Source organism: Kingella sp. (in: b-proteobacteria), assembly GCF_030527935.1.
Taxonomy (GTDB): domain Bacteria; phylum Pseudomonadota; class Gammaproteobacteria; order Burkholderiales; family Neisseriaceae; genus Kingella_B.
In genome coordinates this window covers 16,923-27,004 of sequence record NZ_JAUMZV010000030.1, presented here as the reverse complement: position 1 = coordinate 27,004, position 10,082 = coordinate 16,923, and the positions used below count along the sequence as shown (strand labels likewise).

The following is a 10,082-nucleotide window of genomic DNA, read 5'->3' as shown; positions in this document are numbered from 1 at the left end:
CATTTACGGTATTGTCCTTGAAATACTGTAAACAACGCTAGGGATTTCTACATATAAGGCAGCCTGAAAACAAGAAATAGCTCAACCGTAGGGTGGGCAACTCGCTTGCCCACCAAAATATTGCGAACGAACAATGGTGGGCAAACAAGTTGCCCACCCTACGCACATTGGGGCAGCCTGAAAACCGAGCAACCGGTGGAGCGGCAACGGCTCGTCGCCAAATGGTGGATGAAATAAGATGACGTTTTACCATTAACCAAAATGTCGGCAAGCCGCCAATGCGCCATTTTCAGGCTGCTTTTGGGGAACGATTGAAGCAGCCTGAAACGCCAAACCGTAGGCGGGGCAACTCGCTTGCTTACCCTACGCACATTGGGCAGCCTGAAAACCGAGCAGCCGATGGAGCGGCAACGGCTCGTCGCCAAATGGTGGATGAAATAGGATGGCGTTTTATCATTAGCCCAAATGTCGGCAAGCCGCCAATGCGCCATTTTCAGGCTGCCTTTGGGTAACGATTGAAGCAGCCTGAAACGCCAAACCGTAGGGTGGGCAACTCGCTTGCCCACCAAAACGGTAACGCCATCCGCCATGGTAGGCAAACCAGTTGCCCACCCTACGCTTGAACGCGAGCGCAATAATAGGCAGCCTGAAAAACCATCCCGCGCCCCTACGGCTTGCTTGCAAGCCGTGCACTGGTTAGAAACACCAAGGCAGCCTGAAAATGGATAACATCGTTTCAGGCTGCTCCATCCCCCAAAGACAGCCTGAAACCTATCCACCATTGCCACGCCCTCACTGCTTGCCCCAAACCGCCCCCCTTTTGGCAAGCCCCCACTATTTTTGATATGATGCCGCCTATTTTGTTCTCAACCAGAAAGCCCGCAACATGAAACACACCACCCTAGCCGCTGCCCTAGCCGCCGCCCTAACGCTTGCCGCCTGCTCCAAAAACGACACCCCGCCGCAAGCCGCGTCTGCCGCATCCGCTGCTTCCGCCGTTGCCAGCACCAGCTGCGAAATGCCCGCGCTAGACAGCCAAGTCAAACAAACCATCCAAACCTCCCTTACCAACAACGCCAAACGCCTTGCCAACGCCAACGATTACATTGATGCCGACAAGCTCATCGCCCTAGCCGCTCAATTAAACGTAACCGTAACCAACCCCCAAGCGGGGCAAATGCCCGCCACCTGCCAAGCGCAGGTTGCCATCGCCATCCCCGAAAATCTGATTAAACAAGCGCAAACCAACGCGCCCCTGCTGCAAAGCGAAGCCCCGCTAGACATCATCAACCAACACCTAACAGGCAGCAACAGCACATTCAGCAACCACACGCTCAGCTTCCCGCTTAACTATTCCACCCAAAACAACCAATTTTCCCCCACCGATAACAACCTAACAGGCGCAGCCAATTTGCTCGCCGATGCTCTTGCTGCCTACGGCGTAAAAGACACGCTCAACATCAACGGCAAAAACGTTAGCCGCGCCGAAGCCTTGAAACTGCTCAAACAAAAAGACCAGCCCAAAGCCGAAGAAGCATCCATCCCCGCGCCGCAAACCGTCCCCCCGATTGACGACATCCCCGAGCCGCCCAAGCCCGAAGACTTGCGCAAAGCTGTGCCCGCGCCCAAAACCGATGCCCTAGATAATGACAACGCCGCATCCGCCCCCGCCAAACCGCAGCCTGAAAAACTTACCCCCAGCGCGGATAAACCCAGCAACATCAGCAACAAAGAACTGGATGCCGCCCGCGAAGCCAACAGCAAAGCCGACCAATCCATCAAATCCGCATGGCGCAAAATTGACCCACAAATCCAGCAAGACCTTGTAGAAGAACAACGCGCGTGGGAAGGCAAAAAACGCAGCAACTGCCGCAACGCCGCCGCCAAAGGCAAAAGCACGACAGAAAGCCAATACTTGCAACTGCAATGCGACACCCGCATGACCCGCGAGCGCGTGCAATACCTTAAAGGGTACAGCATTGAATAATGCAGCCTGAAACCGCAGCCTGAGTTTTCAGGCTGCCTTGTTGTGTTATCCACGCTAAAAACAAATGCAGCCTGAAAATCCCCATTTCAGACTGCCTACCCCATCGCAAAGGAATCATCATGACCGACATCCTAGCCAAAATTCTCGCCACCAAAGCCGAAGAAATCGCCGCGCAAAAAGCCGAAATCTCGTTAGAAAACATGAAAGTGCAAGCCCGCACCGCCGAGCCGCCGCGCGACTTTATCGCCGCCATCCGCGCCAAACACGAAGCCCATCAGCCCGCCATCATCGCCGAAATCAAAAAGGCCAGCCCATCCAAAGGCTTAATCCGCCCCGATTTCCACCCCGATGCGCACGCCAAAGACTACGAAACCGCAGGTGTTGCCTGCCTATCCGTGCTCACCGATGAGCCTTATTTTCAAGGCTCGCCTGTTTACCTGCGCCAAGCCCGCGCCGCCGTGTCGCTGCCCGTGCTGCGCAAAGACTTCATCATCGACGAATACCAAATCTACCAAGCCCGCGCATGGGGCGCGGACGCCGTGCTGCTGATTGCCGCCGCGCTGGACGAAACCGCGCTGTTGCACCTAGAACGGGTTGCCCACAGCCTAAACATGGCGGTGCTGGTGGAGCTGCACGATGCGAGCGAAGTGCAAAAATGCGCCCACATGACCACGCCCCTGCGCGGCATCAACAACCGCAATTTGCACACGTTTGAAGTGGATTTGCAGCAAACCATCGCGCTGCTGCCGCAACTGGGCGACCACATCGTGGTAACCGAAAGCGGTATCACCAGCAAAGACGACGTGCAACTGATGCAGCAACACGGCGTAAACACGTTTCTCATCGGCGAAACTTTTATGCGCGCCGCTGACATCGTTGCCGAAGTACGGAAACTGTTTTGATGAAACGCCCGCCATTCAAGCTCAAACCCGAACACGCCTTGCCATTGATATTGGTGGCAATGGTGCTGTCGCTCACGTTTATCATGAGCCTGCGCAGCAAACTGCGTAAACTGCCCGCCGCGCCTGCCGTGGCTTCCACGCCCCAATCGGCTTCCGATGCCGCCAAAGATTATTCTTGGGTGCAAAACACCCCGCAAGACGACATTCTCAACGCCCGCCGCGCCGCCAAAGAGCAAGTGGGCGCGTCCGACATCGCCGCGTGGGAAAACACGCCGCCCCCAACCGATTCCCCCATCCCCGCCGCGCCGCCCGAAGCCCTGCCCGAAAATCTCCCGCCCCTGCCCAACACCTGCGAACGCTACTATCAGCGCGTGGATACCTGCTTTGCGCAACAAGGCGAAGATGCCGAAGCCCTGCGCCTGTCCAACCAAGAATTGCGCGTGGAACTCGCCCGCAGCCGCCCCAGCGAAACCGAGTGCATCGCGCTTGACCGCAGCTTTGACACGCTCGCGCCCACCTTGGGCTGCCGTTAAAAGCGTTTTCAGGCTGCCTTTGGTGTATAAGGCAGCCTGAAAAACATGAAACGCCCAGTATTTAAATCATCCCATTAGGCAGCCTGAAAAAGGTAAAAAATCTGCAATCTGTTCCTTCTCTCGCTGGCGGGGGAAGGTTAGGATGGGGGTGGTTGGTAAACAGCCACCCGTAGCATCCATCACATTTAGGCAGCCTGAAAGCCCCCCATGAAATTCGCCTTCTTCATTCTCAAACTACTCGGCAAACTCCCCCACCCCGCCCTGCGCACCCTTGCCCACCTATTCGGCTGGCTGTGCTACTGGCTGGTCGCCCCGCGCCGCAAAGTCGGGCAAACCAACCTTGCCCTTTGCTTCCCCGAAAAAACCGCCGCCGAGCGCGAACAAATCCTGCGCCAACACTTCTACCACATGGCACTTTTGGTGCTGGAATACGGCAAATACTGGTACGCCCCCGCCGCCGAGCTGCGCCAAATGGTGCAATACCAAGACAAACACATCCTAGACCAAGCCCTAGCCGCAGGCGAAAAAGTCATCCTACTCTACCCCCACTTCACCGCCTTTGAAGCCGCCGTTTACGCGCTCAACCAAGACGTGCCACTGATTAGCGTCTATTCCCACCAAAAAAACCCCGCGCTGGATGCGCAAATCCTGCACGGGCGACACCGCTACAACAACGTTTTCCTAGTCGGGCGCACCGAAGGGCTGCGCAGCATCATCAAACACATCCGCAGCGAAAACGCCCCCTTTCTCTACCTGCCCGACCAAGACTTCGGCGCAAAAGACTCCCTGTTCATCCCCTTCTTTGGCATTCCCACCGCCACCATCGCAGGGCTGCCCCGCATCGCCCAAATGACCCATGCCAAAATCATCCCCGCCATCCCCACGCGCCAAGCCAACGGCAGTGTTACCCTGCGCTTCTACCCCGCATGGGAAAACTACCCCAGCCCAGACACCGCCGCCGACGTGCACCGCATGAACGTCTTTATCGAAGAGCGCATCCGCGAGCAAATCCCCCAATATTACTGGCTGCACAAACGCTTCAAAACCCGCCCCCAAGGCGAACCATCGTTTTACACAAAATAGGCAGCCTGAAAACCCAAAATGGAGCGGCGACGGCTCGTCGCCAAATGCGTATTAAACCAACACACGGCTTGCAAGCCCCCAAATAACCAAATCTTCTAACAAACATAAACACAAAATCTTTTTCAGGCTGCCCAAACACCCCTACAATCCGCCCGTCTTTTTCAACCCAACCTAAGGAACACAAAAATGGCTCGTTTAACCGTACACACCGTAGAATCCGCCCCCGAAGCCGCCAAAGCCCGCGTAGAAGCCGCGCAAAAAGCCAATGGCTTCATCCCCAACCTTATCGGCGCACTCGCTAACTCCCCCCAAGCCCTGACCTTCTACCAAGAAGTCGGCAAACTCAACAACGAAAACTCGCTCACAGGCGGCGAACGCGAAGTCATCCAAATCATCGCCGCCCGCACCAACCAATGCGGCTTCTGCGTGGCAGGGCACACCAAACTCGCCACGCTGAAAAAACTGCTGTCCGAGCAAGCCATCCAAGCATCGCGCAACGTCAATCCCGCCGAGTTTGACGATGCCAAACTCAAAGCCCTTGCCGATTTCACCATCGCCGTGATGGCAAACAAAGGCGCAGTTTCCGATGCCGAACTCGCCGCATTCGTCGCCGCAGGCTACCGCAAAGAGCAAGCCGTGGATGTCGTGATGGGCGTAGCACTCGCCACCCTGTGTAACTACACCAACAATCTCGCGCAAACCGACATCAACCCCGAATTGCAAGCCTACGCCTAATCTTGCCCACGAACTTAAAACACCCAAAGCAAAGGCAGCCTGAAATGGGATAAAACCCGTTTTCAGGCTGCCTATTAGCGCAACATCAATCAATCACGAAACTTCCCACCCTTAGGCTTCGCTTTAAATCCATCTTTCTTAAACCCATCCTTTTTAAACCCACTCTCGCGCTTGCCGCCAAACGATTTTTTCTCGCCAAACGGCTTTTTATCACGCCCACCCCAACGTTCGTTCTCGCCACGCTTACCACCCCAGCCGCCTTTGCTTTTTGGTTTTCGGTCGGCATTTTTATTGCGTTTGCGCGTGGGTTCCATGCCCTCAATCACGATTTCAGGCAGCTTGCGGTTAATGTATCGCTCAATTTTGTGCACCATCATGTATTCCTTGGCATCGGCAAAGCTCACCGCAATGCCCGTTCGCCCTGCCCGCCCCGTGCGCCCGATGCGGTGTACATAATCCTCCGCCTGCTTGGGCAAATCATAATTGATGACGTGGGTAATCGTGGGCACATCAATGCCGCGTGCAGCAACGTCGGTTGCCACCAAAATTTTGCAACGCCCCTTGCGCACATCCATCAGCGTGCGATTGCGCCAGCCTTGCGGCATATCGCCATGCAAGCAGTTGGCAGCAAAGCCTTTTTCGTATAGCTCGTCTGCCAGCGTTTCGGTCATCGCTTTGGTGGCGGTGAAAATCACGCATTGGTCAATGTTGGCATCGCGCAGAATGTGGTCAAGCAAGCGGTTTTTGTGGTTTTTGTCGTCGCAATACAAAAGCTGCTCTTCAATTTTGCCCTGCGCTTCGGCGCGTTCAATTTCAATCACTTCGGGGTTTTGGGTCAGCTTGCGCGCCAGCTTGCCTACTGCGCCGTCCCAAGTGGCGGAAAACAGCAGCGTTTGGCGCGATTCGGGCGTGGCGGCAACAATGGTTTCAATGTCGTCAATAAAGCCCATGTCCAGCATGCGGTCAGCTTCGTCCAACACCAGCACTTCCAAGCGGTCAAAATCAATGCGCCCGCTGCGCATATGGTCCATCAGGCGACCGGGTGTCGCCACCACAATATCAATTGGGCGCGATAAAGCTTTGATTTGCTGACCAAAAGATGAACCGCCCACCAGCGTTACCGTGCGCACCCATTTCATGTTTTGCGCGTAAAGCTGGGCGTTTTTTTCTACCTGTTGCGCCAACTCGCGCGTGGGCGTGAGCACCAACACGCGCGGGCCTTTGCCCGATTTTTCGCTGCGCTTGATGATTTTTTGCAAGCTGGGCAACAAGAACGCGGCGGTTTTGCCCGAGCCTGTTTGCGCCGAAGCCATGATGTCTTTGTCGGCAAGCGCGGCGGGGATGGATTGGGCTTGAATGGGCGTGGGTTCTTCGTAGCCTGCGCTTTTGAGCGCGGAAAGGATGTTTTTGTCTAGATGCAAATCAGCAAATTTGATGGTCATGGATTTTCCTATGGAAAAACAACAACATTCTGTCTGAGCCCATCAACAAACGGTTTTCAGGCAGCCTTGAAGCAGTGGTGCGGATTATTTTGTTTGCGGCGTTTTCAGGCAGCCTGAAAACGGGAGAGAGCAAAAAGAATGAACAGCAGGTTGTCGCTAGCGTGCGCTAGTAGGTTTCATCGGCGACAACTTGCAAAATAAAAATGCCGCGCAGGCATTAAAACTGAATAACAAGAAGATTTAAGTTGAAGACGATGGCTTCATAAAAAGAGCGCGGATTGTAGGGGTTTTTGCGGGCGCGGTCAAGGCAAGGCAGCCTGAAACGCGGTATTTCGCGTTATTTTGGCTTGGTTTGTTTTGCCGCATCGCCATGCTTTTCAGGCTGCCTATGCTTTTCAGGCTGCCTATTGGCTAGCTTTCCCCTTTCTTCCCGTTTGTTCACAAAATTCTATCTATTGAAAAACAACAGGGTATGCCAACCACCCTGCGCCTAATCAAAGAATAGCAGAATAATATTTGCTTTTTTTACCATTAGTCTTATAAATTTAACTCTTTACCCAAATGTAAATTCTCGCAAGGAGATTAGATTATGAAGTTTGCATTCAAAAAAACCGTGCTGTCTGCCGTAGTTTTGTCTATGATTGCCGCGCCCGTTGCCGAAGCCTGCTCATCATTCATCATCGGCAAAAAATTGACCACAGACGGCTCGGTGCTCTACGGGCGCACGGAAGACTACCCTTTCCTGCCGCAACCAGGGGCGCACAATAAAAACTACATCGTAACCCCCGCCAAAGACTACCCCGCAGGCAGCGAGCTCAAAGACCGCTCCACAGGCTTCACCTATCCGCATCTGGCACACGAGTTCAAATACACTTCCGTGCCCGATGCCAGCCGCGACACCGATGAAGGCGTGTATGGCGCGCACGGGCAAAACGAACACGGCGTAACCATGACCGCCACCACGTCCGCCACGCCCAACGACAAAATCCTAGAAATTGACCCGCTGGTGAAAAACGGTTTAGCCGAAGCCGCGCTGGTGGATTTGGTGCTGCCGCGCGTGAAAACCGCCCGCGAAGGCATTGAATTGGTTGCCAAAGTGTTGGACGAAAAAGGCTCTGCCGAAGGCAACATCATCGTCATCGCCGATAAAAACGAGCTGTGGTACATGGAAATCCTATCGGGGCATCAATACGCCGCGATTAAATATCCAGACGACAAATATTCCATCTACCCCAACACCTTCTTTATGGGCAACCCCTACGAGCTGGGCAAAGGCAACTACATCGTTTCCAAAGATTTGGAAAACGTCGCCCGCAAAGCCAACCACTACCGCGAAGTAAACGGCAAATTCCACGTTGCCAATTCATACAACCTCGACCACTACGCCGCGCGCAACCGCTCCCGCGCCTATGCAGGCTTGAAGCTGCTAGACCCGCAATCCAAAATTGGCTATTTTGACCACCACTTTGAATTGCTGCAAAGCCCCAGCAACCCCAACCAAAAATACTCGCTTGCCGATGCCATCGCCATTCAGCGCAACCGCTTTGAAACGCTGAAAGAAGGCTTTATCCCCGATGACCAATACGACAAGCGCGGCGCGGACGGTCGCCCCGAAGTGAAATCCGCGTATGACGGCGACACCTACAAATTTGCCCCTGGTAATGAAAACGTGGTTGACGCGCATATCTACCAAATCAAGCCCGATTTGCCCGCGTCTATGGCTTCTATTTTGTGGTTGAGCAACGCGCCATCGCGCAACACGCCGTATATTCCGTTCTACGGCACGGTAACCGATACGCACCCATCGTTTAAACCGCAAGATTTCACCTACAACCCCAATTCGTTCTACTGGGTGGCATGGCATATTGACCAAATGGTGATGCAAAACCAAAACCTGTTTGGCAGCAGCATCAAGCAAAAATGGATTGAGCTGGAAAAACGCGAAGAAGCCGAGCAACGCGCACGCGATGCGAAATATCGCGGCAAAACCGATGAGCAAGCGGCGCAATTAAGCGGCGAAGTAACCCGCGATGCGCTGGCGCGTTCGGAAAAATTATTCAACGAAATGAAAGCGTTGGAAAAACAAATGATGCAAACCATTAAAGCCAAAGGCGGCAAGGACGATTCTATCGCCGTGCTGGAAGAGAAATTCCGCGCCGCAAAAGCGGATACCGCGAAAACGGAAAACGCGGCGGAAGGCGTTACGGCGAAATAGGTTGCTGTGATTGTGGATTGTTGATTGATGTGAATGGAAAGAAGCCCGACTGGTTTTGGTTGGGCTTTTTTGTTTTCAGGCTGCCTAAACGCGGGCGCAACGGTAGCGAAGCGGAGTTGCGTAGCTAAGCTCCCTGCGTTCCTACGGCTTGCGTGCAAGCCGTGCGCTGGCGATGGAAATAGCCGACCGCGCATAGCAAATTTAAACCCGCGCTATTCATGCAAATTGAATTCGCTATACAATCGGCAGCCTGAAAACCATTCCAGCCGTTTCAGGCTGCCTTCCCCAATATCCATCCATAAGGAAATCCATCATGCAAACTTCCGTTCTGCAAACCGCTCTTGCCCACCGCTCCATTCGCAAATTCAAAGCGCAAGCCGTTCCCGCCGATAGCCTGCGCGCCGTGCTGGAAGCGGGGCAAGCCGCGTCGTCGTCCAGCTTTATGCAAATCGTCAGCATAATCCGCGTAACCGACCCTGCCATCCGCGCCCAAATCCGTCCCATCTGCGCCGCAGGTGGCAAAGGCGGGCAGGCTTATGTGGAAACCGCGCCCGAGTTCATCGTGTTCTGCGCCGACACCACGCGCTATGCCCACTTCGCTCCCGATGCGCAATTAGACTGGACCGAAGTGTTGTTGATTGGCGCGGTGGACGTGGGTATTTTTGCGCAAAATGTGTTGCTCGCCGCCGAAAGCATGGGACTGGGCGGCGTGTTCATCGGCAGCATCCGCAACGATTTAGCCCAAGTGGGCAAGCTGTTGGGCTGCCCGCAAGGCGTGGTGCCGATTGTGGGGATGTGCTTGGGCTATCCCGACCAAGAGCCGATGCGCCGCGAACGCTTGCCGCTGGATGCGATTTTATCGGAAAACCGTTTTCAGGCTGCCCCTGCCGATGCCCTGCAAGCCTACAACGACAACGTGCAAGCCTATTACCGCACGCGCGATGGTGTGGCGCAAATGGACTGGGCGCAACAAATCCGCAACCAATTTTGCCGTGAAGTGCGCCCCGATTTGCTGCGCTATTTGCAAGCGCAAGGGTTTGCCAAACGATAAGGCAGCCTGAAACGGCTATAAACTATGGAACGGCGACGGCTCGTCGCCAAATGGCGGGTTAAATAACCGCGCTCGGTTGCCACTATGTCAGCAATCCACCGATACACCATCGGTTACACATTGAGCAAAGATTT

12 protein-coding genes are annotated in these 10,082 nt (G+C 54.5%); 9 read left to right on the top strand and 3 right to left on the bottom strand.

Going from position 1 to position 10,082, the window contains the following annotated elements:
* Nucleotides 1-158: 158 nt before the first annotated feature.
* A complete protein-coding gene (locus tag Q4A85_RS09815) occupies nt 159-590 on the bottom strand; it encodes a hypothetical protein (RefSeq protein ID WP_303109899.1) in 432 nt (143 codons plus the stop codon).
* Between Q4A85_RS09815 and Q4A85_RS09810 the strand changes: the two genes are divergently transcribed.
* The 3 genes from Q4A85_RS09810 to Q4A85_RS09800 are packed head-to-tail and all read left to right on the top strand — an operon-like array spanning nt 589 to nt 1,987.
* Entirely contained in the window at nt 589-729 is a 141-nt protein-coding gene (locus Q4A85_RS09810; RefSeq protein ID WP_303109897.1) for a hypothetical protein, read from the top strand. The genes Q4A85_RS09815 and Q4A85_RS09810 overlap by 2 nt on opposite strands.
* A complete protein-coding gene (locus Q4A85_RS09805) occupies nt 722-844 on the top strand; it encodes a hypothetical protein (protein ID WP_303109895.1) in 123 nt (40 codons plus the stop codon). Before Q4A85_RS09810 ends, Q4A85_RS09805 begins: the two co-directional genes overlap by 8 nt.
* 42 nt (nt 845-886) lie before the next feature.
* Nucleotides 887-1,987 (top strand): lysozyme inhibitor LprI family protein, encoded by a 1,101-nt coding sequence (locus Q4A85_RS09800; protein ID WP_303109893.1) that lies wholly within the window; start codon nt 887-889, stop codon nt 1,985-1,987.
* On the opposite strand, the gene Q4A85_RS09795 is transcribed toward Q4A85_RS09800, so the two are convergent.
* Nucleotides 1,965-2,108 carry a hypothetical protein gene (locus tag Q4A85_RS09795; protein WP_303109891.1) on the bottom strand — a complete coding sequence of 48 codons (144 nt, stop codon included), beginning with the start codon at nt 2,106-2,108 and terminating at the stop codon, nt 1,965-1,967. The two genes, Q4A85_RS09800 and Q4A85_RS09795, sit on opposite strands and share 23 nt — an antisense overlap.
* On the opposite strand from Q4A85_RS09795, the gene trpC reads away from it, so the two are divergent.
* From trpC to Q4A85_RS09775, 4 genes are all read left to right on the top strand, one after another.
* A complete protein-coding gene (trpC, locus tag Q4A85_RS09790) occupies nt 2,107-2,889 on the top strand; it encodes an indole-3-glycerol phosphate synthase TrpC (RefSeq protein WP_303109889.1) in 783 nt (260 codons plus the stop codon). The genes Q4A85_RS09795 and trpC overlap by 2 nt on opposite strands.
* Nucleotides 2,889-3,422, top strand: coding sequence for a hypothetical protein (locus Q4A85_RS09785; protein WP_303109887.1), 534 nt, complete (start codon nt 2,889-2,891; stop codon nt 3,420-3,422). Before trpC ends, Q4A85_RS09785 begins: the two co-directional genes overlap by 1 nt.
* 207 nt (nt 3,423-3,629) lie before the next feature.
* The gene (locus tag Q4A85_RS09780; protein ID WP_303109885.1) at nt 3,630-4,505 is read left to right on the top strand and encodes a lipid A biosynthesis lauroyl acyltransferase; all 876 of its coding nucleotides are present in this window, start codon (nt 3,630-3,632) and stop codon (nt 4,503-4,505) included.
* A 186-nt stretch (nt 4,506-4,691) separates the two neighbouring features.
* Nucleotides 4,692-5,240, top strand: coding sequence for a carboxymuconolactone decarboxylase family protein (locus tag Q4A85_RS09775; protein WP_303109883.1), 549 nt, complete (start codon nt 4,692-4,694; stop codon nt 5,238-5,240).
* 89 nt (nt 5,241-5,329) lie between these two features.
* Here Q4A85_RS09775 and Q4A85_RS09770 read toward each other — a convergent pair whose 3' ends face one another.
* A complete protein-coding gene (locus Q4A85_RS09770; RefSeq protein WP_303109881.1) occupies nt 5,330-6,682 on the bottom strand; it encodes a DEAD/DEAH box helicase in 1,353 nt (450 codons plus the stop codon).
* Nucleotides 6,683-7,271: 589 nt separating this feature from the next.
* Between Q4A85_RS09770 and Q4A85_RS09765 the strand changes: the two genes are divergently transcribed.
* Both Q4A85_RS09765 and nfsA read left to right on the top strand, forming a co-directional pair.
* Nucleotides 7,272-8,897 carry a C69 family dipeptidase gene (locus tag Q4A85_RS09765; protein WP_303109879.1) on the top strand — a complete coding sequence of 542 codons (1,626 nt, stop codon included), beginning with the start codon at nt 7,272-7,274 and terminating at the stop codon, nt 8,895-8,897.
* Between the two features lie 313 nt (nt 8,898-9,210).
* Nucleotides 9,211-9,948, top strand: a complete 738-nt coding sequence (nfsA, locus tag Q4A85_RS09760; RefSeq protein WP_303109877.1) for an oxygen-insensitive NADPH nitroreductase — start codon at nt 9,211-9,213, stop codon at nt 9,946-9,948.
* The last annotated feature ends 134 nt before the right edge of the window (nt 9,949-10,082 follow it).

Excerpts from the sequence above, each read along its gene's own strand:
- nfsA (WP_303109877.1), top strand. The coding sequence starts at position 9,211 with ATGCAAACTTCCGTTCTGCAAACCGCTCTTGCCCACCGCTCCATTCGC.
- Q4A85_RS09770 (WP_303109881.1), bottom strand. The coding sequence starts at position 6,682 with ATGACCATCAAATTTGCTGATTTGCATCTAGACAAAAACATCCTTTCC.
- trpC (WP_303109889.1), top strand. The coding sequence starts at position 2,107 with ATGACCGACATCCTAGCCAAAATTCTCGCCACCAAAGCCGAAGAAATC.
- Q4A85_RS09765 (WP_303109879.1), top strand. The coding sequence starts at position 7,272 with ATGAAGTTTGCATTCAAAAAAACCGTGCTGTCTGCCGTAGTTTTGTCT.
- Q4A85_RS09800 (WP_303109893.1), top strand. The coding sequence starts at position 887 with ATGAAACACACCACCCTAGCCGCTGCCCTAGCCGCCGCCCTAACGCTT.
- Q4A85_RS09775 (WP_303109883.1), top strand. The coding sequence starts at position 4,692 with ATGGCTCGTTTAACCGTACACACCGTAGAATCCGCCCCCGAAGCCGCC.
- Q4A85_RS09815 (WP_303109899.1), bottom strand. The coding sequence starts at position 590 with ATGGCGGATGGCGTTACCGTTTTGGTGGGCAAGCGAGTTGCCCACCCT.
- Q4A85_RS09780 (WP_303109885.1), top strand. The coding sequence starts at position 3,630 with ATGAAATTCGCCTTCTTCATTCTCAAACTACTCGGCAAACTCCCCCAC.
- Q4A85_RS09810 (WP_303109897.1), top strand. The coding sequence starts at position 589 with ATGGTAGGCAAACCAGTTGCCCACCCTACGCTTGAACGCGAGCGCAAT.
- Q4A85_RS09795 (WP_303109891.1), bottom strand. The coding sequence starts at position 2,108 with ATGATGATTCCTTTGCGATGGGGTAGGCAGTCTGAAATGGGGATTTTC.
- Q4A85_RS09805 (WP_303109895.1), top strand. The coding sequence starts at position 722 with ATGGATAACATCGTTTCAGGCTGCTCCATCCCCCAAAGACAGCCTGAA.
- Q4A85_RS09785 (WP_303109887.1), top strand. The coding sequence starts at position 2,889 with ATGAAACGCCCGCCATTCAAGCTCAAACCCGAACACGCCTTGCCATTG.